A 24,617-nucleotide genomic window follows, 5' to 3' on the forward strand; every position below is an offset into this window, starting at 1 on the left:
TCTATTGTATAAGCGACTATTTTCATAGAAAAAACACCTCCGTTTAAATTCATTTTATACGAATTCAACGAAAGTGTTTTTATTTTATTCCCACAATTTGGGGTCAGTTCAATTTATTATGCCTCACTTTTTTCTTTCATTTATATCAGTTTATTTATGTTTATCGTTTGCCCACCACAATGCTTCATTAGGGTGATTAGTGTAATAGTCGTGCGCTTCATCACTTTGTACATTGGGATAAGAGCCTTTCAGCGATTTACCAGCTGTACTGACATGTAACAACGAAATGACAATAACGCCCACTACACTCATTGCTGCTAAGTAATAAGCTGGCGAAAGCGGGTCTCCTGTTTTTGCAACTAGTGAAGATGCTATTAACGGTGTGGTGCCACCAAACAGTGAAACTGACACATTAAATGTTACTGCTAACGTTCTATACCTAATATGTGTGTAGAACATAGTTGGTAATGAACCCGGCATCGTTCCTTCATACGTAGATAAGAAAAAGCCTAAAATGAATATACCTAACACAATTAAGATTAATGAACTTGATTGAAACAGTGAAAATGCCACAGTGCTGAAAATAGCTGTACCAATTAATCCAATCAAGAAAACTTTTTTCTCTCCAATTCGATCTGCAACCCTACCAAATGTTAAAGCTAATGGTATCATAAACGCCATAACAAGCGTTATAAGCACAGACACTGTTGTACTATCTAATTTAATAATCTGTTGTAAATAAGATGGCATATACGAAGTTACCATGTAATTCGTACAATTAAAGAATGCAACAGCTACGAAACACACAATAATATCTTTGTAATAATACCGTACAATGGTGAAGAGTCCAATATTATCACGCTTAGGTTGTGTTGCAATTTCATTTTCATATACAGGTGACTCTTCTAATTTTCTTCTTAAATAAAAACCAAATATACCTAAAAACAGTCCTAAAATAAATGGAATTCTCCAACCCCATGTTGTCATTTGTTCATCATTTAAAAAGAAAAATAGCAAGCCGCTTAAAACTGAAGCAGCGATATAACCAGATAGTGTACCGATTTCTAATCCTGAGCCAAGTGTATTTCTTGTTTTATCTGGTGAAGATTCTGCAACGTATACCATGGCACCTGCATACTCTCCGCCCGTAGAAAAACCTTGAAGTACCCTACCTAATAAAAGCAAAATGGGAGCCCAAACACCTATTTGATCATAAGTGGGTAATAAACCAATCAGCAATGTAGAAAATGCCATCATAATAATGGTTGTCGTCAAAACGACTTTCCTGCCAAATTTATCACCAATCATACCAAATATAATACCGCCTACAGGCCTTAATAAAAAAGCAATTGCAAATGTGGCAAATGTGAATATCGTTTTAAGTTGATCATTTTCGACTGAACTAAAAAAGTTTTGTCCTAAGATAACTGCTAAATAGGAATAAAGTCCAAAATCGAACCATTCCATAGCATTACCTATGCCAGTCGCAAAAACAGTTTTTTTAGCGGTCCTGGGATTTACTTTGTTTATATTACGTTCATCGAAATCCTTTTCATAATCCATGACTATGTCACTCCCTTAACATGTTAACTTATTATACTTAGTTAAGTGAGTATGTCAAATTGATTCATAGTTTTTTATTTTCAATTTTTAATTTTTATACAAAAATCGGAAACATCTTTTAAAATAATAAAATTTATTTTATCCTTAAATTTTTTATCATTTTCTATAATTAATAAACAGCGCCTAATTCATTCTTCAAAACAATAATCTTAACTTTATCGTTTTGATTTTTTATAACTAATTTGTTTTTATTTTCAAAGTCAAACTTAATAAATTCATATACCTCAACTACTTCAACATAATTCACTTTATAGGATGCCCAGTTGAGTTTGTTGTGCACCAATGCAATCTGAACAATCATTTGGCCGGGCGCAATATACTGATGTATAGGATTTACATCGTTAACAAGAGATAAATATGTCTCTATTTGTTTTGGTAATATCTCTATCATTTTATACCCTCTCCAAAAATGTTTGTTTAATATATATACATTTCACTCTATTTTTATTTATTTTCATTTCAAAAACATATTTGACAAATTGTCTTACCCTTTTCTGCTCAATCAATGATAATTGAACATCGTAAGTCATCTCAGTTTTCAAGGCATGTAAATATTCTATTTCTGTTGATTTCAATAACAGATTACGTGCAATAAATGGTTGGAACAATTCAAATTCAGGCCACAAACTTGCGCAATATAATGGCGATATGAAGTTTTCTAACTTTTGCTCAAATAATTGATTATAAGCAACGACGTCGCCTTTATGAAATACCATTTGTTTGTCTTCATGACCATCTTTCAAATAATGTTGCATTGCCCATACCTCCTCCAATGCCCATTGTAGCTATTGTTCTATATTTATGTTGCATATAAAATAACCTAGCAACAAGTGCAGCGCCACTTGCACCATAAGGGTGCCCAGTTGCAATCGCACCACCATAGATGTTTAACTTTTCATCTGAAATGTGCAATGCCTTTTGGCTCGCTAATACTTGGGAGGCAAATGCTTCATTCAATTCAACTGCATCAATATCTTTTACAGAAAATGCTTGTTTGGCTAACAAATTTTTTACAGCAGGCACGGGTCCTATGCCCAATACATTTGGGTCTACTCCGGTGCTTACATGATCAACAAATGCTAAACCAGTATATAATCCGTATGATTCAGCCACTGATTTTTCCATTACCAACAATAATACGGCGCCGTCGTTTTTCATACAACAATTACCAGCAGTGATAGTTCCATTTACTAATAATGGCTTTAAACGACTCAAGACGCGTTGATTTAACTGTGGTTTAATACTCTCATCATATTGAAATATGCCCCCCTTTATCTTAAATGGTAGTATTTCTTGGGGAATAAGGTTTTGATTATATGCTTCAATCGTTTTTTGATGACTTTGCCACGCAAAGGTATCTTGTTCAATTCGAGATATATCGTATTGTTCAGCTACATTTTCGGCCGCTTGTATCATAGAAGGATCTTGGGATTCTGGTGCGAATGGTGCTCTTTCGTAAAATTCCGGCAGATGTGTATCATAGAGAGATTGAGGGCGTTTGATTTTCCAAGGTGCTCTACTTGTACTTTCTACACCGCCCGCAATATATACTGTGCCAGCCCCTGCTTGAACCATTCTGCAAGCTTGATTCACTGCTTCTAACCCTGAACCACATTGGCGATCAATTGTCATACCTGGTATTTGGTGCTTGAGTCCTGCTTCCAATAATGCTTTCCGAGCTATATTACCACCGTTTCCTACCACATTTCCTAATATAACATCATCGACATTGTCCATAATGCTGGTATAGTGTGTATTAAAATAGCTAAATAATGGTTTCAATAACCCTTCTGGCTCTATATGTCTCATTTTACCACCATATTTTCCAAATGCAGTACGTTTGGCTGCAACGATAACTGCTTCTTTCATTTACAATTCTCCCTTTAAATAATATTGTTTCATATGACTACGCGCAATTTTACCACTTTGCGTATACAACATGCGTTTAACTTTAAATATTTTAGAAGGAATTTGATATCGAGCTAAACGTTGCATCATTAATGATTTAAAGTACTTATAGGTCACTTCTTCATCCCCTGTATACAGTAATACAGCAATTTCTCCAAATTTTGAATGTGTTTCATTTATGACGATTACTTCATCAAATATATGTAATTGTTGTGCACTGTTTTCAATTTCAGAAGGATAAACATTGCGTCCACCAATAATCATACGGTCATGTTTTCTACCGCGTAAGTATAAATAGCCATTGTTATCATAAAAAGCGAAGTCACCTGTTTCAATCCAAGTATAGTAACATATCCCTTCTTCAACATAACCACTAAAAGCCAATTCACTTGTATCTTTAATACACCTATGCCTAATTCATCGGGTTGATCAACATTCATTTTTACACTTTGGAATAATTTTCCAACTGATTCTGATGGTGCGCTATTATTAAAGTTATAACTTATAAAACTAGCTTCTGATGTCCCAAAGAATTCTATTAAATCACTATTAGGAAAAAATGTGTTAACCCGTTGACGATGATATAATGTCAGTTTATCTCCCGTACTCAAAATATAATGATTTCCTTTTATACATATTTGAGTTGAAAGACAAGCTTGTATCATCGTCGGAACTAGAAAACAAGCTATATTGTCTAGTCTCCCTTGTATATTTTTCATTATATTTTCAGCGGCAAAATATTGTTGCCCAATAAAAGCTCTTCATGTATATAAAGCGTAAATACAAGCATATAATGATAACGAGTGTGATAAAGGCCCAGGTGCAATGATGGTACCAATTGCCCTTTCGAATAATTGCTCATTTTCAATAAATGACTTAACCCAAGATTTTTCTCCTCTATAATAGGCTTTTGGTATCCCAGTCGTTCCAGATGTAAAACCAATATGCAATAAGTCTTCATTAAAGTCCAATTTATCATTGTTGGCTTTAGTATGTATTAAGTGATGGTCTTCATACATCAAATAAGGGATTCCATATTTTTCTACTAAATTATTAATCTGTTCTTTCGTCCATCGATAATCAAAAACACACGGGACACAATCCCTTTTTAATAATGCTAAATATAAGGAAATTGTGGTTTGGGGGTTTTGAATAACCAATCCAACAAAGCTATGTTTGGGTATAGACCAAAATAATGTGCTTTTTATTTTCATGTCATTTTCTAATTCAGCATAAGTCATATGTTGTGCATTAAATGTCAGTGCTATGTGATGTGGTTGAGTTCTAGCTTGATTTTCCACTTTTTCTAAAATCTCCAACGTTATGACAACTCCCTTTGTTAACTTTTATACAAAATATATTAACATTTAATATATAAGATGCTATAACAAAAACACTTGGGTTTTAAATGACAAGTTTATCCCAAAAATTTAAAAGTTTCTCAAACTTTTTATCATTTATACCTTAAAAGTTTAAAAAATAGATAGAAAATGGGTAATAATCCCATTTTTTTCAAATAAAGAGAACAAATGAAATACCAATAAAAACAAGATAATTTGCTAAAGATACGTTGTGGTCCAATATGAACTATTGCCTTATTTATATGCTTTATTGATAAATGCTCTTTTATTTGAATTAGCTCATACAAAATAGGTAAGTTTCAGTCGTTTTATCTACTGAATTTAGCATACATGTTCATTCTGTATAACAATGTAGTATCTAGGTTTGTTATATGGTTGCTTTTAATTTGTATATCTACACATTTAACCATTAGCGAAAAAAATGGAGAAGAAATCTAATTTTTAATAAGATTTCTTCTCCGTCCTATTGTATAAATCACATACGATTATCGTAATCAATGTAAGAAATGTTAACTATTATTCTAAATTAGCATGATTTCGTTGCATTGTTTCTTCATCGACTTTAAGTTCTTTCATTAAATCAAGTACGATACTGTCTAGAAAAACTTGTGCAGCTTGTTCGAAAAGGCTTCCTAAGGGTTGTGATGATCCCTCTGCGTCATACTTTGTTCCAGCAGGCAATTCTATCACTGTATTAGCAAGTGCTCCAATAGCTGAACTTGGGTTTGTGGATAATAACACAACTTCTGCATCTACCGACTTAGCTTTTTCCACTAATAATCTCAAATGTTCCGTTGAACCTGAGCCTGAAATAACGATAAACAAATCATTTTCAGTAATCGAAGGTGTTGTCGATTCACCAATAACGTAGGCGTATTTTCCAAGCTGGTTCAAGCGCATCGCAAAGCTATTTGCTACAAACCCTGAACGTCCTTTGCCTGCTACAAATACATGATTTGCTTTAATCACTTGTGATAAAAACGCCTGTGCTTCACTATCTCTCACGTGTGAAAGTGTATGATCTAATTCATCTAAGATTAAACGATAATTTGTAATTTCAGTCATACTATCTGCCTTCAATCGCATCTTTACATTGTTTTGCAGCTGCTACTGGATCGTCTGCATTTGCGATACCGCCGCCAACGACAACTAAATCTGGCTCTTCTGCCACTACTTCCTTAATTGTATCAGGTTTAATACCACCAATTACTGCTACTTTAGAGTTTGTAATTACTGACTTCACCTGGCGTAAACTTTCCAATGGAGACTTGCCTTCAGCTTGTAAGTCATAACCAGTATGCACTGCGATATAATCTGCGCCTAATTCATCAAGTTCTTTAGCACGTTTTTGTAAATCTTGCACTGCAATCATATCCACTAATAATTCTTTATCATTTTTATGTGCTTCTTCTACTGCAGCTTTGATTGATGCATCTTCTGCAACTCCTAAAATAGTAACGACGTCAGCACCAAATTTAACCGCTTGGCTCACTTCATAATCTGCCGCATCCATAATTTTAAGGTCAGCTAACACTTTAACACCATCAATATTATCATTTAAATGTTGTACCGCTGGCAAACCTTCATTAATAACGATTGGCGTACCAATTTCTACGATATCTACATAATCTTTAACTTTATTTGCAAGCTCTGTAGCTTGCTCTTTATTTAATAAATCAATTGCTAGTTGTAATTCCAATATGATCATCCCTTCTTGAATTAATTATAGCCATGATATACATGAGCTAATTTACTTTATTTAAAAACTTACACATATACATGTTTACCCATTCAGAGATGATTTAAACTGAAAGTTTAAAAGCGTGGTGCCGCTTCATCGTCTACATAAATTTCTACATCTGGATGTGCGTGTAAAATTGTAGCAGGTACTTGTTTATCCACTTCATTTTTCGCTAATTGTTCTATTGCTGCCCTTTTTTTCTCGCCAAAAGCCAATAAAATAATTCTTTTTGCTTTCAAAATAGAAGCTAGACCCATTGACACAGCTTGTTTTGGCACTTCATCTTCATTATCAAAATAACGACTATTCGCGTTAATTGTACTTTCAGTCAAATTAACGACTTGAGTCGTACTATTCATATCTGTACCTGGCTCGTTAAAGCCGATATGACCATTTTCCCCAATACCTAAAATTTGAATATCTACTGGTCCTTGTTGGTTGATTAAATCTTCATATCTTTTAGTTTCCGCTGCTAAGTCATCTGCGTCACCGTTCGGGACATGAATCAAAGATTGCGTAAAATATGGATAACGCTCAAATAAAATATCATTCATATAACGGTGATAACTTTGTTCATGTGATGCCGACAATCCGACATATTCATCTAAATTAAATGTTTCGATACCTGAAACATCTAATTGGTTCTTTTTGAGCAAATCTACTAAAAATGCATACACATCAACCATAGTTCCACCTGTAGCTAAGCCTAATTTACTGTGTGATTGTTGGCTCATTTGTTTAAATAATTCACATGCAACATAAAATGAAGCATAGTCACGGGATCCTAAATTTGTAATTTTCATTTACCGTTGCCCTCCTTATGTCATTGATTTTTGTTTGCAACAAATAAAACATTATTATACTTCTTATTATACGTTTTTTCTATATTTTTTACAGAAAATGAATCCCCAATAATTTCCCATTATAAATTTTAAGCTCAAAATACCAAATGAGCAGACTGATACATTTTTCAAGGCTTTTTTAGTAAAATAGAAAGATAATCAAAATATTACGTACAAATCTAAGATAAAATTCATTTTTCAGGTAGAAAATGTGTTTAAGTCAGTTTACACTAAAGGTTAGACTGATTATTTTCAATGACACTTGTTTAAAACAATTGATATCATAAAAGTTTTGGGGTTTGGAATCAAGGAGGCAAAAGTTTGGAACAAATAATTGATGAAAAAGTACAAACATTACTATCTTCATATGAAGATAAACCTGTGTATTTACATGTCGAAACGACTAACGGCGCATACGCTGCTCACTTTGACCAACGTGTATTTAACGCAGGCACTTTTTTAAGAAACATTCAAGTAACTTTTGAACATGCACAGCTTAAAGGCGGCAATAAAGACCCGTATCGCGTAGGATTAAAATTGAAAGATGGCGGTTGGGTCTATGTGCAAGGTTTAACACATTATGAAATAAATGAGCATGGTGAGCTTCTATTAGCTGGCTTTAATTATGAAGGACAATTGGCGGCAGCATTAGAAATAAGTACTCAACCATTTAACGCATAAGGAGGATGAATCATGACAGAGGAGTGCCATGTATTAGTTATTTTTCCACATCCAGATGATGAATCATTCTCATCTGCAGGCACATTAGCACGTTATATAGATAACGGCGTACCAGTCACATACGCTTGTTTAACACTAGGTCAAATGGGACGAAATTTAGGTAATCCACCATTTGCCACACGTGAATCTTTACCAGATATTCGTGAAAAAGAATTAGAGAATGCAATGGAAGCAATTGGTATAACTGATTTACGTAAAATGGGTTTGCGTGACAAAACGGTAGAATTTGAACCACATGATGAAATGGACGAGATGATAAAATCATTAATCGATGAATTAAACCCATCAGTGATCATTTCATTCTATCCTCAATTCGCAGTGCATCCTGACCATGAAGCTACTGCAGAAGCAGTTGTTAGAACTGTTGGACGCATGAAAGCAGCGGAAAGACCCCGTCTACAACTTGTTGCATTTAGTAATGACGCACCCGAAAAATTAGGTGAACCAGACATTCTAAATGAGATCAGTGATTATAAAGAGGTTAAACTTCGTGCATTTGAAGCGCACGCATCTCAAACAGGGCCATTTTTGAAACAACTTGCTACACCTGATGTATCTGGAGAAGCGCAAAGCTTTTTAGAAGTTGAACCTTATTGGACTTATAACTTTGAATCTTAAGTGGAGGCAATATCATGACAGAATTTGATTTATCAACTCGAGAAGGTCGATGGAAACATTTTGGCTCTGTTGACCCAATCGAAGGGACAAAACCAACCGTTAAAGAAGAAATGAAAGATTTACAAAGCACAAACAAAAATTTCTTGTTTGAAATTGAAGAAGTAGGTATTAAAAATCTTGTATATCCGGTATTAGTAGATCGTTTTCAAACAGCTGGAAATTTCAGTTTTTCAACAAGTCTTAATCAAGATGAAAAAGGTATTAACATGAGTCGTATCTTAGAAAGTGTTGAAAAGCATTATGACAATGGTATTGAATTAGATTTCGATTCTTTATATCGTCTTTTACGAAGTTTGCAAGAACGCATGGAACAAAACGCTGCCGGACTTGATGTATCAGCTAAATGGTTCTTTGATCGTCATAGCCCAATTACAAATATTAAAGCTGTAGGTCATGCAGATGTAACTTATGGTATGGCTATAGATAAAGAAAACGTTACACGTAAAGAAATTACACTTCAAGTCGCAGTGACAACACTTTGCCCTTGCTCAAAAGAAATCAGCGAATACTCAGCACACAACCAACGTGGTATTGTAACTGTTAAAGCTTATTTAAGTAAAGACGCTAATTTAACAGATGATTATAAAGAAAAAATCTTAGATGCCATGGAAGCCAATGCAAGCTCCATACTTTACCCTATATTAAAACGTCCAGATGAAAAAAGTGTTACAGAACACGCTTATGAAAACCCTAGATTTGTCGAAGACTTAATCCGTCTGATTGCTGCAGATTTAGTCGATTTTGATTGGATTGAAGGTTTTGACATTGAATGTAGAAATGAAGAATCAATTCATCAACATGATGCTTTTGCAAAATTAAAATACAGAAGATAACGCTATGAAATAAAATGGATGATAAGTGGAAAATATTTTTAGAGTCGACTATATCGACTCATATTATTATGCATCAATAACGATATATGAAAAGTAACGCTTTAGAAGACATCATTTTTATAGACTATCAGAGACCCAGCTGGGTCTCTTTTTTTATTTAATGCATTGCAATATTAAATATAAGGTTTAAAATTTTATAGCAAATATCCCAAAATGACACCTTATTATAAAATATTAATAACCATAACTCTATTTACAATGAGTAACAATATGAACTATATATGTCTTACTAAAAATAAACGTCCCACCCATATAAACATACTTAAATAAGACTACTTTGAACAACAATTATAAGCGGCGTAGGATATTTTTAGATAATATGTATCTTCAAATTGGGAATTTTTGGAATACCAACATAGGGTTTCTATTTTTATTGTAGTGTACGCCAACAGTTAAATTTAAAATTTCAACTGTTGAGACTTGACTCCTTTTGAACAGAAAAACATTTTAATTTTGTATACGGATATGGGTGCCCCATTTCTTAACCCTTATTTAATCTACTTTCAAAATATTTTGTCAATGTAAATATTGCACTATATAAATTAATTTTTCTCCCAATCATTAATCAAATGTATAATAGTAAAATTTTAATGGTTCATTTAAAAATATTACTACTAAATACGTCCATATATAACTAATTATAAAATATTGTGTATTAACTGTTAAATTTTATTAATGTTCTATATACAATTTTCATATTAAAATAATGACTGTAGTAGTTTGAAATTAATTTTTATTTGATGTAAGTGGTGAAAAAGACAAAATGGATTACAATTTAAATATATATTATACTACGCATGCCCCGCTTAACCAATTAAGCAAACGACACTGCTTCAATATTTTTTTAATATTAGAAGGCACTTTAATCATTTTAAAAAACAATACTTTTCATCATTTTAAAGTGGGCGATATATTTCATATCCACGACTACGAATGCGTTAAACATATCTCTTTTAATGGCACTTTAATTTGCTTATCTATCAATAATTTTTATTATTATCAGTGCAGCTCTCACCAAAACGATAAAAATAATACATATATCCCAGAGAAATACGATTTACACATCCAATTTTCCGATATGATTAAGGCGATTCAACATAAATCCAACCACCGTTTTAATCAATCCATCAATCGATTAATCAAAAGTATTTATGTTTTAGATTATGGCGCTTCTCAATACACTGAAATTCAAAATAATTATAAACATCGTTTAATTAAAGACGTGGTTCATTATGTAAACACACATTTAACCACGAAAGTCTCTTGCCAACAAATCGCTAATCAATTTTTTGTAAATAATAGTTTTTTATCAAGAGAATTTTCAGCATTGATGGGTTGCAAACTATCTAACTATATAACGTCTTCTAAAATCCACGCTTCCATTTGTGATTTACTTGAAGACGATCAATTAAATACAATACAACAGCGTTATGGTTTTCGTACTCAAGATGATTATTGCTATCTTTTTAAACGTTTTATAGGTTATCAACCTTCTGAGATTCATAAGTATAGAAACCCATGGCGTGATATCCAACACATAACATTCGATTTCAATCATCGTTATCAAACTAAGGTGTAAATGTCATTTTAAAAAGGGTGTGATAATATGAACACAATTATTTATGAAGAAAAAAGAGGTCTCATAAATAAAGTAGTAAAACAGAATTTGAACCTTACTATATCTGAGATTATTATTTTAGATAAATTACGCTACCTTAATAAACGCAAAATGAATGCATTAGATTTAAAGAAACAATTACAAGTTCAAAACTCACCTATCTCTATGCAAATCAACCATTTCATAGAACTCAATCTTTTAAAAAAATCAAGAGACCAATACGATGAAAGATGTATCTACTTACACGACATCGACTTAGAAAAAATCAAACACATTATTGAACAATACCATTTAATTGTTGATTCAATGCTTCATTCGTCATCTTAATTAACATACCAAAAAGGAGAGCATATAAAATGAATCGTCATTAAAAATGACTTTGATTTTATATGCTCTCCTTTAAAAACTTGATTATTTTCCATAAAAAAATAGATATGCTATTATCCGTTTTAATATCACTGCAACCTAATGCGTAATGGATATGCTATACGTGCTATTTCAAGTGTTCATATGGACTATTATTCGCAAAAGCAATGATTTGCTCCACAAATAATCTCGCGCGTAATTGAAATTCTTCATTATCTAAATAATATGTAGCATCATCCAATTTATTATAATCCGTATCATGCGTCGCAATTTGTGTTGGCACTGCAATACCAAGTAACGAACGTACAATCAGACGTAAATGGGATAGTGGTTCAGCACTTACAATGCCACCACTGTTCCCTATTAAGCCAACTGGTTTCATTTTAAAGTCATCCATCGTTAAATGGTCTAGTGCGTTTTTTAAAATACCAGAATACGACCCATGATAATTTGGTGTACCTAAAACAAAGAAATCTGCTTCTCTAGCTTTAGTTTGTAGCATTTTCAAGTTATTTTTATATACTTCGCTTGGCTTAGATACGCCAGAAACATCAAGTTGATGAATGGGTTGCTCTGCCAGATCAAATATTTCCGCTTCAAAAGATTGGTCTTTAAAATGACCTTTCAAATAATGAGCCAGTGCATTAGTATGAGAGCCCATTTTAGCACTACCAACAATGATTAATCCTTTCATTCCCTCTTTCACCTCATGCTATATTTTGTTGTTTTCTTTAAGTAACGTCATAATTGCTTTTCCTACACCACTTTGTTCATTAGAATCTGTTTGGTATTTCGCAATCGCTTTAACTTCTGGCGCTGCATTATCCATAGCGACTGAATAGCCGACACGCTCTAACATAGATACATCATTCATGTTATCACCAATCGCCATAACATTTTCCATATCAATATTCAGGCGTTCTGCAATCGTGTTTAATGCGATGCCTTTTTGAGCATCTGAATGTGTAATTTCAATATTCCCTCTAGAAGAAGAAGAAACTGCTAAACTTCCAGATTGCGCTAAAATTTCACTAACTCGATCAATTTTTTCTAAATCACTATCAAATGCTAATATTTTCATGACGATTTCACCTGGAGTATCCTCAATTTTGTCGTAATTATCAACAACTTTTAAAGTCCCGTTATCTATACGTTTTTGAATACCACTTTTTATTTTTTCAACATCAGCCTCTTGGCCCGCGCGTTGAGCGATATCAATATAAATTTCTAAGTCACGTAATGGGTTTTCTGTGTAAATACCCAAATTAGTATATACTTGGTAAAAAATATTTTCTTTATTTAGTTCATCAGTAATTCGATTAATGAGTTCTCTATTTAAATTTGAAGTACTCATAATATTAAATGATTCATCTCGTACTTCTGCACCATTCAAACATATATAGGGCACTTTTAAATCAGTTTGATTGATTGGTGCATTGGCTTCATAAAATGCACGCCCAGTAGCGATAACTACCGTAATACCGTGTGATTGTGCATATTTGATAGCTCGAATATTTTCATCTGATATTTCGTGCGCAGCGTTCAATAATGTACCATCCATGTCTGTTGCAATTAAATTTATCATTTATTTACCCCGTTTCATCTATATCTCAAAATTACACATCTATCATTTGCCACAATTTTGTAACACATTTCATATTCTACCAAATGTTTCATTATTTGTATTATCCTCTGTTCGTATGAGTTTTTTCTTTTGTCTAATATCTTTAAAAAATACTTTTAACAATTCACTACATTCTTCTTCTAATATGCCGGTTTTAACGTTTGCTCGATGGTTAAATCTAGATTCCTGTAAGAGGTCCATAAGACTCCCTGCACAGCCACCTTTTGGGTCCTTTGCTCCGTATATGACTTCAGGAATACGACTCATCACTATAGAACCTGAACACATTACACAAGGTTCCAAAGTAATGTAAAGTTTACACCCTTCTAATCTCCAACTTTTAAGATATTGAGATGCCTTTTGAATAGCGATATGTTCAGCATGTGCTGTAGGGTTTTGAGTACTTTCTCGCAAATTGTGTGCTCGTGAAATCACTTCTCCATCTCTCACAATAATTGCTCCAATCGGTACTTCTCCGATATTGGCAGCCTTTTTAGCCTCTTCAATCGCTATTTTCATATAAAATTGGTCAGTTAACATGTGTCTATCACCTCACATATGGTACAATATTTATTGTCTATTTTAACATTGGAGCGGTAAAAACATGAAAAAACAATTTATTGCTGTAGAAGGCCCGATTGGCGTCGGTAAATCTTCGTTAGCACATAAACTTAGCCAAACTTTTAATTATTATGAAGAAAAAGAAATTGTAAACGAAAACCCCTTTTTATCTGATTTCTATGAAGATATCTCCAAGTGGAGCTTCCAAACAGAAATGTTCTTTTTATGCAATCGTTATAAACAATTTCAAGATCTTGCATCAATTTCTACTGGCATCGTCAGTGACTATCATATTTATAAAAATAAAATATTTGCAAATAACACTTTAACTCCTACTGAATTTAGCAAGTTTTCAAGAATTTATGATATTTTAACTGAAGACTTAGAAATGCCTAATATCATCATCTTTTTAGATGCTGATTTAGAAGTTTTAAAAAAACGTATTGCATTACGTAATCGTAGTTTCGAACACCAGATCGAAGATGACTATTTGCTTAATCTAAAACGAGATTACAATGCCTATTATAGTTCATTAGAAGCAGACGGCGAGCGCGTTATTCACATAGATACAACTGATTTAGACTTTATGAAACAAGAAAATGATTATAACTATATATTAAACTTAGTGAAACCATTGATCGGAGGAAATGAGCATGAATAAATACGGTATACCTCAAGATGCTGTAATTACAATCGCTGGTACAGTCGGCGTTGGTAAATCTACATTAACCAAGGCATTAGCTAAAAGGTTGAATTTCAGAACATCTTTTGAAAATGTAGACCAAAATCCCTATCTAGATAAATTTTATAATGACTTTGAACGTTGGAGCTTTCATTTACAAATTTACTTTTTAGCGGAACGTTTTAAAGAACAAAAACGTATGTTTGAATACGGTGGCGGCTTTATCCAAGATCGCTCTATCTATGAAGACGTGGACATCTTTGCTAAAATGCATGAAGAACAAGGCACTATGAGCCCAGAGGACTTCAATACGTATTCAGAATTATTTAATGCAATGGTCATGACTCCTTACTTCCCTAAACCAGATGTGCTTATCTACTTAGAATGTGACTATGACGAAGTCATTGATCGTATTAAACAACGTGGCCGTCAAATGGAAATTGAAACGGATCCTGAATATTGGCAGAAATTATTTCAACGTTATGAAGATTGGATTAGTGAATTCAATGCTTGTCCAGTCGTTAGAGTAAATATCAATGAGTATGATTTACATTCAAATCCCGAATCGTTAAACCCAGTGATTGATAAGATCCGTCATATCATTGATACTTATCGTAGTGTTGACCAACGCTAGTTTGGTTAATTAAACACATCCGACAGCTATTCACAATTCGGATTCAAATATGTTATAAACCATAGCTAACGTAATACAGATGTATATTGATTTTATAGTTTCTAACGCTCTTTGCCAATACTTGGTGAGAGAAGCAGAAACCATATTTTTATAAAATAATTTTGTTGTTCTACTTTGGCAAAAATGACTAGAAAAAATATAAACGCTGCTAAGATTGCGAGCTACAATTCATATGTAGTGTGCTATTAGAGCCCAGTAGACTACATAAACTTAGACTCATGCATAAGTGCTACTAAGCTTCGTAAATGAAGAAGTAGCACTTTATTATATTTTCATTTCAGCCATCTGCAGCTGATATCATAAGCAATGTCAAAACATTGCTTATTTTTGAACCTCTTTTTATTTAAACAGCGTAAATATGCTATAACTGATGCAAAAGCATAGACTTGCATTTACTCTATATGATTTCTATAAATAATTTTTTCTATTTCATCTTCATCAACGTATTTACTAAAATAATATTCATCTGTTTGACTGAGTCCAAATGCACTTGCTTTATCTTCGTCTTCTGTGCCTATATACAATTGGCCATCCACGTCTTGGTACAAGTCAAATATGGCACCACTATATCTCGCTTCTTGATAGAGTTCATACAATTCATCAATATCATCTCTTGCTACATGTTTGTAATATAAAGTGTGCGTCGTGTGACGATTGGTTTGCGCTTCAAAACCAAATGCCGTCGCTTGTTCATCTTCAGTTACTAATAACACTTCATTACTTACGATTTCTACAACTTTATAAATTTCTCCGCGATAATCTGCATATTTCCCATCAATCATTCAATCACCCCCATACGTTTCAAATAAAAAAATCATAATATACGTTACGTATATTATGACATATTTTATATACCTATCCTATTATTTTAATACATCTACAATATCATTTACATTGTCAAAAATGTAATCTGCTTTAGCAAATTCTTCTTCTAACCCAACGCCTGTTAAAACCGCAATTTTTAAGCCTAATTGTGCATTTACACCTGTTTGAATATCGTTAGCAGTATCCCCGACAATAGCAACATCTTTAGGATCTACTTCATATCTATAAAATAGCGAATTGAGTACTTCTGGGTTTGGTTTTTCTACTGCATCTGCTTCTGTAGAAATTACAATATCAAAAAAACGCTCAAATTGTGTATATTCTAAAAATTGTTCTACGCCCTTTTTAGAATCGCTTGTAACAATCCCCATTTTATAGCCTCTTTGTTGAAGTGTTTCTAAAGTTTCGTTAATTCCTTCTACTAATACATTTTCTGGGACTCTATTATCAACAAGTGTTTGGCTCCTTTGTTGTGCCCACTGCGTCACATCTTGATTTGCAATTTTACAAAATGCTTTAACCATCTCGTCTAATGCGCCCGATGCCATAATTGTCCCAGGTTGTATTTCACCGTCTACTACACCTAAATATGCATAACTTTCATCAATATTATTAATATCTTCTTTATATTTTTCCATAAAATCTTCTACTAATTGTAGTCCTATTTTCATCCAACTACGATCAAAATAGATAATTGTGCCATCTTTATCAAATAATATCCATTTCATGTTCTGAACAGCTCCTATGTATTAACAGTATGTATAATCTAATCTGCTTGTTTATTTTAATATAAAAATAGATTAAGGAACAAATTATGTACCTGATGCTAAGATTATTTACTGTGGTTTAAAATATTAACATCTCGGTAATGAGATATAGTAATAATAGCTAAAGAGGTGAAACCAATAATGTCAGATAAAAAAATTGAAGTCGAAACGATTTTTCGTGACCAGGATGGCGCCATTCCAAACAACGCTCAATATCCCTTATTATTATACAAAAATGTAATCAATGATGTGGACAGCCCTCTAGATATTTTAAAATTTAATAACTGGTTAAACACTTGGCGTGGGGGCATATTTCCAAAACATCACTATCATAGCAATACGCATGAAGTGTTAGTGGTTGTTTCAGGTAAAGCGACAGTTCAATTAGGTGGTGAAAATGGTCCTAAAACCGGTATTCAATATGGTGATGTTGTCATACTTCCAGCGGGATTCGGGCATAAACTTATTGATAGTCAAGACGCATTTGCTGTGATAGGTGCGTATCCAAACGGTGCTGATTATGACTTTTGTACTGGGCAACCGGATGAATGGCCTCAGAATTTAGAAAATATTAAAAGTGTAGGCTTACCTCAAACAGACCCAATATATGGCAATGATGGACCGCTATTTGGTTATTGGAAGTAATATTCTTTATAATTTCTGAATTTGTGTCGCATTGTTACATGTTATACAAAGATAATCTAACATGACTATGAGCTCAAACGTACCATTCATAAAAGCTATCTATTTAAATTAGCACCATATAAAATAATCAAATACCCATTCATTTTCCAATGAGATATCTGCTGCCTATATAAAATTCGAGGTTGAGACATTATTTTTATGCCCCAGCCTCGAATTTTGCATAACAATCGATTAGTTTTATATAAATTAATATCTAGGTACAACTACTCTCCAACCCTGTGGGTCTGCAAGTTTACCGCTTTGGATACCAGTATAATTGTCATATAAATCTTGTGTAATTTCACCTGTTTCGTTATTGTTAATAACGATTTCAGTGTTACCATATTTCAATTGACCTACTGGAGAAATAACTGCTGCAGTACCTGTACCAAATACTTCTGTCAGTTCACCTTTATGATGCGCTTCAATAAGTTCATCAATAGAAACGCGACGTTCTTCTACTTCATATCCTAAATTTTGTGCTAATTCAATTACTGTTTTACGCGTAATACCTGGCAAAATACTACCGTTTAATGCTGGTGTGACAAGTTTACCATTTTCTACAAAGAAGATATTCATGCTTCCTACTTCTTCTACATATTTTTGTTCCACACCATCTAACCACAATACTTGATCATATCCTTGCGCTGAGGCATTTGTTTGTGCTAATAAACTAGCAGCATAATTGCCTGCTACTTTAGCATGGCCTACGCCACCGCGTACTGCACGTACATATTCATCTTCCACATAAATTTTTGTTGGGCTTAATGATGCGCCACCATAGTATGAACCTGATGGAGATAAAATAATTAATAATTTATATGAATATGAAGGGCGGACGCCCAAGATACCTTCAGTAGCGAAAACATATGGACGTATGTATAATGACTGGCCTTCACCTTCTGGCACCCAATCACGTTCTATATCAACTAATTGTTTTAACCCTTCTAACAGTACCTCTTCATCAATTTTCGGCATATCCAAACGCGCCAATGAATTATTAATACGTTTAAAGTTCTCAGATGGACGGAATAGGTCTACTTCGCCATCATGTTTGTAAGCTTTCAAACCTTCAAATACTGCTTGGCCATAGTGTAATGCTTGAGCTGCTGGAGAAAGTTCAATTGGTCCGTAAGGCACAATCTTCAAATCATGCCATCCTTGATCAATATCGTAGTCGAAACTTAACATATAATCTGTGAAGTATTGTCCAAATCCTAATTGACTTGGATCTGGTTTTTCTTTAAGTGTTTCACGTTGCACAAAATTTATTTTTTCTGACATGACTATATCCTCCCAATGTTCTATTATTAAGTAATATAATAAAGTATATCAATCAGAATAGTTTCGTTCAATAATTTTCAAAAAATTTAAAAAATATTAATATGAAGTATTTTCACTATTTAAGCTTGATTTATAAGCTAAATGGAACATCAATATGACAAAATAAGCAAAACAAAAAACCGCTTTTTTCTAAATTAATTTCGTTGTCCAACCCACATCCCACAGGTGAAGCATCTTTCATATCTTGATATAAATACTTTAACAAATGGATTCAGCTATTACTGATAACATAAAAAAACCTTCTAAAGTGCCAACTTTTTAACGTCTACTTTAGAAGGAGCATATCATTTGGCCTAGTCACTCATCCTATTGAGTGCTCACAGGCTTACCTTACTTTATCTTTTTTTGCAATTTCATTTAACATAACTTCAGTCATTTTATTTAAATCATATTTCGGGTTAAAGCCCCATTCTGCTCTTGCACAACTTATATCGATATTATTTGGCCAACTATCGGCAATATTCTGTCTTATAGGGTCTACTTCATAATCTAATTGAAACTCTGGATAATGCTCTCGAATTGCTTCTTTTACCATTTCAGGTTCGATACTCATCGCGCTTAAGTTATAAGCATTACGGTTAATCAATTTCACCCCATCTGCTTCCATTAATTGGATAATCGCATCAATTGCATCTTCCATATACATCATATCCATAAACGTGTCTTTAGCAATATAACTTGAATAGTGTCCTTCTCTAACTGCTTTAAAATAAATATCAACTGCATAATCTGTTGTGCCCCCACCTGGCTCTTTAATATGTGAAATTAAACCGGGGAATCTAACACTTCTTGTATCCACTCCAAATTTATCAAAGTAGTATTGGCATAATAACTCGCCAGCAACTTTATTCACACCATACATAGACGTTGGTCGTTGGATTGTAACTTGTGGTGTGTTCACTTTTGGGGTCGAAGGGCCAAATGCACCGATAGAACTAGGGGTAAAGAATTGTAAATGATATTCTCTAGCTACCTCTAAAGCATTCAATAAACCTCCCATATTTAAGTCCCATGCAAATTGAGGGTTTTTTTCAGCTGTTGCAGATAGTAACGCAGCCATATGCATAAATGTATCTGGCTTAAACGATTCCACAATTTGAGTCATATGATTTTTATCTGTAACATCTAAAATTTCAAAAGGACCCTGAGCAATAGCAGAATCAACGTCTGGCTCTCTAATGTCTGTAGCGAGCACATTATCATTCCCATATAATGTTCTACATTTGATAACGAGTTCTGTACCGATTTGACCTAAAGCACCTGTAATCATTATTTTTTTCATAATTAAAAACTCCTTTGTCTATTACAGAAACTGCAATGTATTTTCGTAGTGGACAAATATCTAATATTTACATGTATTATACAATAAAAGCGCTTTTTTGTATACTATGTGTGTACAATATATGTAATTTTTCCTTTTATTTCTACGAATTGCTTTGCTTTTATTATTTTAACTATTTAATCTCCACTAAGAATAAGCAGCTATTGATATAACGCCTTATTGACATCCGTTTACTATTTTGGTATAAAGCAATCAAATATAGTATCTGGAGATGATGATATGTTGCATAACCATGCTGTATTATTAATACAAAGTAATGACTGTTTTTAGTTAAGATGCTTTGTTAAAAGTTTCTTTTCACAGAGCGTCTTTTTTGGTTTTAAAAATGAATGTGAAAGGAATTTTAAAATTGGAAAGACAAATCTATCCATATCAATTTAATGATATAAAAGTGCATATCGCGCATTTGTTTAGTGCCTATAAATCTGTTAATGACTTAAATACGATAGCATCCATAAAACAAATGACTAAAGAACAGATTTATAATACGTTTTATGAAACAGACGAGACAATTATTTATACAGTTGAAAAATTAATGTATATGCAAATTTCAAAGGAGCAAGTAGAAAAAGTTTTAGAAACCTTACAAACTTATGTTATACCGTTTGAGCAACCATCAAATAAGCAAATAGAAAAAGTATTCCGCAAAATAAAAAAACTAAAAGCACCATTCATAAGTAACGAAGTACTTTTAGAAAGTACCTATATAGGTTGGAATGACCTAGCTTCTAACAGAAAATTCATAATCTACTATGATGCACAAGGTAGGTTTAACGGTTTTTATGGTGATATATCTCATCAAACTGTAAAGGGGTTTTGTGCTATTTGTAATAAAGAATCTAACGTGGCACTATTCATGCGTAAAACACGCACTTCAAGTGATGGACAATACACTAAAAAAGGGGACTATATTTGTTACGATAGTACAAAGTGTAACCAGCAGTTGTCGGATATAACGCAATTTTATCGTTTTATAAATAAAATACATGCTTAAACTATAATATTCAAAATAAGCTTACAAGCATCCGACCTAACATTTAATATTTAATCGTTTAAAGCAATGCGTTTTTAAAAATTCTATTTAACCTAAGTGGGAATAAACAGATGGAATCAAACTATCTATGTATGATTTCTAGTTCGTTCCCACTTTTTGTTTCAAAATCTAAGATTCATATTTGTGTTTTAATTTTTTAAGTAATTAATAAAAGTACGAATAGTCTGTTCATCAGCGCGATCGACATTTGTCAGCGCTGTAAAATATATATAATAATCAAAAGGAGAGCCAATGGGCAACATCTCAATTAAACCATTGAGGATAAAGGGATCATCCTCTAACATTAAGCTAGATACAATACTAACACCTAATCCTTCGGAAACAGTTTTAATAAGTACACTAGGATTATTTGTTCTAAAAACAATTTTTAAAGGCCCGTTTTCATTTTCATAAGTTTTAAAATTATCGTGGTAAAAATTCCGATCATATAGTACAAAAGGAAATTGTTTTATTGCTTCCATATCCACCGTATGTTTTAAAGCAAGTTTAGATTTTTTAGGCACGATTAACTTAAAATCTGTAGATAAGTTCAATGAATGTGACACGATATTCTGAGCAAATGTTTCATTTTCCGTTCTACCTATTAATCCAATATCTATTTCATTATTTTCAATCATTTTAATAATGTCTTGTCTATCACTTTCAAATACTTCTACCTCAATATGGGCGTAATCCTTCTTAAAATTTGATAAAGCTTTAGGTACTATTTTATTAAATAAAGTTGGTATAGTAGCTATTTTTATTGAACCTTTAATGTTACTATGTAACGCCTCTACTTCAGACAATAAATTTGTTTGTGCTTCTAAAATTTCTATAATCAAAGGTATTAACCGCTTACCTACTGTAGTCGGCAAAGTCCCCTTACGAGAACGATTAAAAATTTTATAACCTAATTCTGACTCTAGGTTTGCTATGGACTGGCTCATTGCAGATTGGCTAATATGCATAGCTTCAGATGCATGAATGATAGATTCTAATTCGTAAATCTTCTGGACATATGATAACTGCTCAAAATTCATTAAATCACCCTTTTGTATTAGTAAAACTTATATAAACTTCAAAAATTCTAATTATACATTAGCATCTGTTATTCATTATAATTAATGGTGGTCGAAAAATTCATATTAAAGGACGGTATTAAATATGTACGATAAACTCTGGTCAAAAGATTTTATCTTCATTACTATCACAAACTTTTTGATGTATTTAATACATTATACATTAATTGTCACTGTTACTATATTTACTATTGATAAATATCATGCTTCCGAAAGCATGGGCGGTCTAGCTGCCGGTATTTTTATTATAGGTATGTTGTTCGGACGTTTAGCTTCTGGTCGGGTGATTGATAGTCTGCAACCGAAAAAAGTATTACTATTTGGTGTTACTTTTTCAATTATTACTGTTGGGTTATACTTTGCAATTAATAGTTTACTTATCTTAATGATAGTTAGACTATTGCATGGCATTGCTTTCGGGTTATCTTCCACTGCTACAGGAACAATTTCATCAAGTATTATACCAGACAAACGTAAAGGCGAGGGTATTGGTTACTATGCACTAAGTGTAACAACTGCGTCTGCAATCGGTCCGTTCACTGGTATCCTTTTAAATCAACGGTTTGGTTTTGAGTCTATCTTTGTCGTAAGCTTAATTGTGATTATAATTGCTTTTGTCTTTTCATTATTGATTAAAGGGTTACCTAAACCAGAACCTTCAGAAGATGATGACGATCCAAGTACTAAAGGTATCAATGCTTATATCCAAAAAGAAGCATTACCTATTTCCTTTGTCGTTATATTCGTTGGTATTGCTTATTCCAGTGTCCTATCATTCTTAACTGTTTATACGGAACAAATAAACCTTACCACAGCATCTAGTTTCTTCTTTATCATCTATGCAGTTAGTACCTTTGTCACACGCCCATTTACCGGTAAAATCTATGATAATTATGGTGAAAATAAAGTAATGTATCCTGTATTAATTAGCTTTATGCTAGGGCTTATATTATTAAGCGCAACACATACAAGTTTACTGTTACTCATCTCAGCTATATTTATTGGTATCGGTTACGGTACAATCATACCTAGCGCTCAAGCAATCGCTATACAGCAGTCACCTGTTGAGAAAATTGGACTTGCCACTTCTACTTTCTATATGTTTGCTGATTTCGGTGCAGGTATAGGACCATTTATTTTAGGTATTATGATTCCAATCATGGGTTATCGTAACTTATATGTAACAATGGCTATACTCATTATTATTTCCATTGTGTTTTACTTTATATTACATGGTAAAAAAGCTGCTAAAAACCCTAATTATTAATGCTAAACAAATTTAGCATATACTATAAACTCACAGAGTAGGGACGAGAATACGAAAACGAACCAATTTTTTATTGTTTCGCATTCTCGTCTTATTTTTATTTTGATATATCCGTATTTAATTCTATTCAAATCACGGCTAGACTAGCTTCTATTTCAGTTTTTTTCGCATCAAAATCATAATTGTATTGGTCTAATGCTTCCCCTGTTTCAGCAATATTTTTAATACTTTCCAACTGAAATTGCCAACCTGCAAAATCTAATGCCGTATGAGGAAATTCAAAGGGTAGATATTCATAAAAAATGAGCGCCACATATGAGGGGTGTTCGTATAATTCAAATCTCACTTTACCAATATCCCATGTAAACCCAATCATTTTATTTTCTTCAAAATGTGTAATGCGCATTTCTATATTTTCACTCTCAGCTATATGAAAATACACTTTTCCTCCGACGGCCCTTTCTTGAAATGATAATTGTGGAAACCATTGCTGTATACCCTCTGTAGTACTTAAATATTTGAAAATATGATGGGCACCATTACTAATATTTACAGTTATCGTTTGATAAGCACCTTGTTGATCTTTTGCGTATTGGATAGTCATAATATTACCTCCTTAACATCATATAGGGAATATGAAATAAGTATGATTACTCATTTCATATTCCCTGTCATTTTATTACAGTAACTTATACATTGCCTTTGGATTGTAATTGAGCCGATTTACTTTGTTAGCTCTATTTAAAATAATAGATTATTGTATGGATTGCATTTGATTAACCTTATTACATTAAATTAAAAATTGATAGAATTAATCGTATCTATATCGAATCTTTCATATTTGAGTAACATGGGATTATCTTTCTATTGTATCTATAACGTTTCAATATCTATTAACCTTTTAGTATAATTAACCAATTTCCAAGTCAAGTCCAGACTCCTGT

General features: G+C 32.9%; 28 protein-coding genes. 10 read left to right on the top strand and 18 right to left on the bottom strand.

Annotated features, from left to right (window positions below; all coding sequences use genetic code 11):
* Positions 1-150 precede the first annotated feature (150 nt).
* The 9 genes from KA900_RS14125 to nagB all read right to left on the bottom strand — a co-directional run bounded on the left by KA900_RS14125 (position 151) and on the right by nagB (position 7,436).
* Positions 151-1,563: an MFS transporter gene (locus tag KA900_RS14125; protein ID WP_096810858.1), complete on the bottom strand. Its 1,413-nt coding sequence runs from the start codon at positions 1,561-1,563 to the stop codon at positions 151-153.
* A gap of 169 nt (positions 1,564-1,732) precedes the next feature.
* Positions 1,733-2,014: a hypothetical protein gene (locus KA900_RS14130; RefSeq protein WP_096810859.1), complete on the bottom strand. Its 282-nt coding sequence runs from the start codon at positions 2,012-2,014 to the stop codon at positions 1,733-1,735.
* Between the two features lies 1 nt (position 2,015).
* On the bottom strand, positions 2,016-2,378 hold the full coding sequence (locus KA900_RS14135; RefSeq protein ID WP_115342385.1) for a hypothetical protein: 363 nt from the start codon (positions 2,376-2,378) through the stop codon (positions 2,016-2,018).
* Positions 2,350-3,492, bottom strand: coding sequence for a thiolase family protein (locus tag KA900_RS14140; RefSeq protein WP_115342386.1), 1,143 nt, complete (start codon positions 3,490-3,492; stop codon positions 2,350-2,352). The genes KA900_RS14135 and KA900_RS14140 overlap by 29 nt, the downstream gene beginning before the upstream one ends.
* The gene (locus tag KA900_RS14845) at positions 3,493-3,915 is read right to left on the bottom strand and encodes an acyl-CoA synthetase family protein (protein ID WP_245339218.1); all 423 of its coding nucleotides are present in this window, start codon (positions 3,913-3,915) and stop codon (positions 3,493-3,495) included.
* Positions 3,916-4,292: 377 nt separating this feature from the next.
* Positions 4,293-4,850 (bottom strand): AMP-binding protein, encoded by a 558-nt coding sequence (locus KA900_RS14850; RefSeq protein ID WP_245339219.1) that lies wholly within the window; start codon positions 4,848-4,850, stop codon positions 4,293-4,295.
* 558 nt (positions 4,851-5,408) lie between these two features.
* Entirely contained in the window at positions 5,409-5,957 is a 549-nt protein-coding gene (gene hxlB, locus KA900_RS14150; protein ID WP_096823941.1) for a 6-phospho-3-hexuloisomerase, read from the bottom strand.
* 1 nt (position 5,958) lies between these two features.
* A complete protein-coding gene (hxlA, locus tag KA900_RS14155) occupies positions 5,959-6,591 on the bottom strand; it encodes a 3-hexulose-6-phosphate synthase (RefSeq protein ID WP_096810864.1) in 633 nt (210 codons plus the stop codon).
* Positions 6,592-6,707: 116 nt separating this feature from the next.
* Positions 6,708-7,436 (bottom strand): glucosamine-6-phosphate deaminase, encoded by a 729-nt coding sequence (nagB, locus tag KA900_RS14160; RefSeq protein WP_096810865.1) that lies wholly within the window; start codon positions 7,434-7,436, stop codon positions 6,708-6,710.
* A gap of 360 nt (positions 7,437-7,796) precedes the next feature.
* On the opposite strand from nagB, the gene KA900_RS14165 reads away from it, so the two are divergent.
* The 5 genes from KA900_RS14165 to KA900_RS14185 all read left to right on the top strand — a co-directional run bounded on the left by KA900_RS14165 (position 7,797) and on the right by KA900_RS14185 (position 11,732).
* Positions 7,797-8,156: a YojF family protein gene (locus KA900_RS14165; protein WP_103373392.1), complete on the top strand. Its 360-nt coding sequence runs from the start codon at positions 7,797-7,799 to the stop codon at positions 8,154-8,156.
* A gap of 12 nt (positions 8,157-8,168) precedes the next feature.
* Positions 8,169-8,834, top strand: coding sequence for a bacillithiol biosynthesis deacetylase BshB2 (bshB2, locus tag KA900_RS14170; RefSeq protein WP_210139771.1), 666 nt, complete (start codon positions 8,169-8,171; stop codon positions 8,832-8,834).
* Between the two features lie 14 nt (positions 8,835-8,848).
* Positions 8,849-9,727 (top strand): GTP cyclohydrolase FolE2, encoded by an 879-nt coding sequence (gene folE2, locus KA900_RS14175; RefSeq protein WP_103373390.1) that lies wholly within the window; start codon positions 8,849-8,851, stop codon positions 9,725-9,727.
* A gap of 823 nt (positions 9,728-10,550) precedes the next feature.
* Positions 10,551-11,366 (top strand): helix-turn-helix transcriptional regulator, encoded by an 816-nt coding sequence (locus KA900_RS14180; protein ID WP_119487737.1) that lies wholly within the window; start codon positions 10,551-10,553, stop codon positions 11,364-11,366.
* Positions 11,367-11,393: 27 nt separating this feature from the next.
* Entirely contained in the window at positions 11,394-11,732 is a 339-nt protein-coding gene (locus KA900_RS14185; protein ID WP_096810870.1) for a transcriptional regulator, SarA/Rot family, read from the top strand.
* 166 nt (positions 11,733-11,898) lie between these two features.
* On the opposite strand, the gene KA900_RS14190 is transcribed toward KA900_RS14185, so the two are convergent.
* From KA900_RS14190 to tadA, 3 genes are all read right to left on the bottom strand, one after another.
* The gene (locus KA900_RS14190; protein WP_096810871.1) at positions 11,899-12,465 is read right to left on the bottom strand and encodes an NADPH-dependent FMN reductase; all 567 of its coding nucleotides are present in this window, start codon (positions 12,463-12,465) and stop codon (positions 11,899-11,901) included.
* Positions 12,466-12,483: 18 nt separating this feature from the next.
* A complete protein-coding gene (locus tag KA900_RS14195; protein ID WP_107644006.1) occupies positions 12,484-13,356 on the bottom strand; it encodes an HAD family hydrolase in 873 nt (290 codons plus the stop codon).
* Positions 13,357-13,425: 69 nt separating this feature from the next.
* Positions 13,426-13,935, bottom strand: a complete 510-nt coding sequence (gene tadA / locus KA900_RS14200) for a tRNA adenosine(34) deaminase TadA (protein ID WP_119487738.1) — start codon at positions 13,933-13,935, stop codon at positions 13,426-13,428.
* A gap of 64 nt (positions 13,936-13,999) precedes the next feature.
* On the opposite strand from tadA, the gene KA900_RS14205 reads away from it, so the two are divergent.
* Both KA900_RS14205 and KA900_RS14210 read left to right on the top strand, forming a co-directional pair.
* Positions 14,000-14,617: a deoxynucleoside kinase gene (locus KA900_RS14205; protein ID WP_096810874.1), complete on the top strand. Its 618-nt coding sequence runs from the start codon at positions 14,000-14,002 to the stop codon at positions 14,615-14,617.
* A complete protein-coding gene (locus tag KA900_RS14210; protein WP_096810875.1) occupies positions 14,610-15,272 on the top strand; it encodes a deoxynucleoside kinase in 663 nt (220 codons plus the stop codon). Before KA900_RS14205 ends, KA900_RS14210 begins: the two co-directional genes overlap by 8 nt.
* Before the next feature lie 452 nt (positions 15,273-15,724).
* Here the strand turns inward: KA900_RS14210 and KA900_RS14215 are convergent, their stop codons facing one another.
* Positions 15,725-16,114: a hypothetical protein gene (locus KA900_RS14215; protein WP_103373458.1), complete on the bottom strand. Its 390-nt coding sequence runs from the start codon at positions 16,112-16,114 to the stop codon at positions 15,725-15,727.
* An 81-nt stretch (positions 16,115-16,195) separates the two neighbouring features.
* Complete coding sequence (locus tag KA900_RS14220; RefSeq protein WP_096810877.1) at positions 16,196-16,885, bottom strand: HAD family hydrolase; 690 nt, start codon at positions 16,883-16,885, stop codon at positions 16,196-16,198.
* 180 nt (positions 16,886-17,065) lie between these two features.
* On the opposite strand from KA900_RS14220, the gene KA900_RS14225 reads away from it, so the two are divergent.
* Positions 17,066-17,569, top strand: coding sequence for a cupin domain-containing protein (locus KA900_RS14225; protein ID WP_096810878.1), 504 nt, complete (start codon positions 17,066-17,068; stop codon positions 17,567-17,569).
* 246 nt (positions 17,570-17,815) lie between these two features.
* Here KA900_RS14225 and KA900_RS14230 read toward each other — a convergent pair whose 3' ends face one another.
* Positions 17,816-18,892 (bottom strand): branched-chain amino acid aminotransferase, encoded by a 1,077-nt coding sequence (locus KA900_RS14230; protein WP_119487739.1) that lies wholly within the window; start codon positions 18,890-18,892, stop codon positions 17,816-17,818.
* Between the two features lie 385 nt (positions 18,893-19,277).
* Positions 19,278-20,234: an NAD-dependent epimerase/dehydratase family protein gene (locus tag KA900_RS14235; RefSeq protein ID WP_096810880.1), complete on the bottom strand. Its 957-nt coding sequence runs from the start codon at positions 20,232-20,234 to the stop codon at positions 19,278-19,280.
* Between the two features lie 409 nt (positions 20,235-20,643).
* Between KA900_RS14235 and KA900_RS14240 the strand changes: the two genes are divergently transcribed.
* Positions 20,644-21,288 (top strand): FusB/FusC family EF-G-binding protein, encoded by a 645-nt coding sequence (locus KA900_RS14240; RefSeq protein ID WP_096823944.1) that lies wholly within the window; start codon positions 20,644-20,646, stop codon positions 21,286-21,288.
* A 188-nt stretch (positions 21,289-21,476) separates the two neighbouring features.
* Here the strand turns inward: KA900_RS14240 and KA900_RS14245 are convergent, their stop codons facing one another.
* Entirely contained in the window at positions 21,477-22,367 is an 891-nt protein-coding gene (locus KA900_RS14245; protein ID WP_115342391.1) for a LysR family transcriptional regulator, read from the bottom strand.
* 124 nt (positions 22,368-22,491) lie between these two features.
* On the opposite strand from KA900_RS14245, the gene KA900_RS14250 reads away from it, so the two are divergent.
* The gene (locus KA900_RS14250) at positions 22,492-23,673 is read left to right on the top strand and encodes an MFS transporter (RefSeq protein WP_119487740.1); all 1,182 of its coding nucleotides are present in this window, start codon (positions 22,492-22,494) and stop codon (positions 23,671-23,673) included.
* A gap of 127 nt (positions 23,674-23,800) precedes the next feature.
* Here KA900_RS14250 and KA900_RS14255 read toward each other — a convergent pair whose 3' ends face one another.
* Positions 23,801-24,277 (bottom strand): SRPBCC domain-containing protein, encoded by a 477-nt coding sequence (locus tag KA900_RS14255; RefSeq protein ID WP_210139772.1) that lies wholly within the window; start codon positions 24,275-24,277, stop codon positions 23,801-23,803.
* Positions 24,278-24,617: the final 340 nt, after the last annotated feature.

It is taken from the genome of Staphylococcus sp. GDY8P120P (assembly GCF_017892065.1).
Lineage (GTDB): Bacteria > Bacillota > Bacilli > Staphylococcales > Staphylococcaceae > Staphylococcus > Staphylococcus nepalensis.

Coding starts and splice junctions, on each gene's coding strand:
- KA900_RS14190 (WP_096810871.1), bottom strand. CDS start 12,465: ATGAAAGGATTAATCATTGTTGGTAGTGCTAAAATGGGCTCTCATACT.
- KA900_RS14215 (WP_103373458.1), bottom strand. CDS start 16,114: ATGATTGATGGGAAATATGCAGATTATCGCGGAGAAATTTATAAAGTT.
- KA900_RS14225 (WP_096810878.1), top strand. CDS start 17,066: ATGTCAGATAAAAAAATTGAAGTCGAAACGATTTTTCGTGACCAGGAT.
- KA900_RS14250 (WP_119487740.1), top strand. CDS start 22,492: ATGTACGATAAACTCTGGTCAAAAGATTTTATCTTCATTACTATCACA.
- KA900_RS14135 (WP_115342385.1), bottom strand. CDS start 2,378: ATGCAACATTATTTGAAAGATGGTCATGAAGACAAACAAATGGTATTT.
- tadA (WP_119487738.1), bottom strand. CDS start 13,935: ATGTTAACTGACCAATTTTATATGAAAATAGCGATTGAAGAGGCTAAA.
- folE2 (WP_103373390.1), top strand. CDS start 8,849: ATGACAGAATTTGATTTATCAACTCGAGAAGGTCGATGGAAACATTTT.
- KA900_RS14255 (WP_210139772.1), bottom strand. CDS start 24,277: ATGACTATCCAATACGCAAAAGATCAACAAGGTGCTTATCAAACGATA.
- KA900_RS14230 (WP_119487739.1), bottom strand. CDS start 18,892: ATGTCAGAAAAAATAAATTTTGTGCAACGTGAAACACTTAAAGAAAAA.
- KA900_RS14140 (WP_115342386.1), bottom strand. CDS start 3,492: ATGAAAGAAGCAGTTATCGTTGCAGCCAAACGTACTGCATTTGGAAAA.
- KA900_RS14180 (WP_119487737.1), top strand. CDS start 10,551: ATGGATTACAATTTAAATATATATTATACTACGCATGCCCCGCTTAAC.
- KA900_RS14245 (WP_115342391.1), bottom strand. CDS start 22,367: ATGAATTTTGAGCAGTTATCATATGTCCAGAAGATTTACGAATTAGAA.
- KA900_RS14235 (WP_096810880.1), bottom strand. CDS start 20,234: ATGAAAAAAATAATGATTACAGGTGCTTTAGGTCAAATCGGTACAGAA.
- KA900_RS14220 (WP_096810877.1), bottom strand. CDS start 16,885: ATGAAATGGATATTATTTGATAAAGATGGCACAATTATCTATTTTGAT.
- KA900_RS14195 (WP_107644006.1), bottom strand. CDS start 13,356: ATGATAAATTTAATTGCAACAGACATGGATGGTACATTATTGAACGCT.
- hxlB (WP_096823941.1), bottom strand. CDS start 5,957: ATGACTGAAATTACAAATTATCGTTTAATCTTAGATGAATTAGATCAT.
- KA900_RS14125 (WP_096810858.1), bottom strand. CDS start 1,563: ATGGATTATGAAAAGGATTTCGATGAACGTAATATAAACAAAGTAAAT.
- KA900_RS14205 (WP_096810874.1), top strand. CDS start 14,000: ATGAAAAAACAATTTATTGCTGTAGAAGGCCCGATTGGCGTCGGTAAA.
- KA900_RS14185 (WP_096810870.1), top strand. CDS start 11,394: ATGAACACAATTATTTATGAAGAAAAAAGAGGTCTCATAAATAAAGTA.
- KA900_RS14210 (WP_096810875.1), top strand. CDS start 14,610: ATGAATAAATACGGTATACCTCAAGATGCTGTAATTACAATCGCTGGT.
- nagB (WP_096810865.1), bottom strand. CDS start 7,436: ATGAAAATTACAAATTTAGGATCCCGTGACTATGCTTCATTTTATGTT.
- bshB2 (WP_210139771.1), top strand. CDS start 8,169: ATGACAGAGGAGTGCCATGTATTAGTTATTTTTCCACATCCAGATGAT.
- KA900_RS14130 (WP_096810859.1), bottom strand. CDS start 2,014: ATGATAGAGATATTACCAAAACAAATAGAGACATATTTATCTCTTGTT.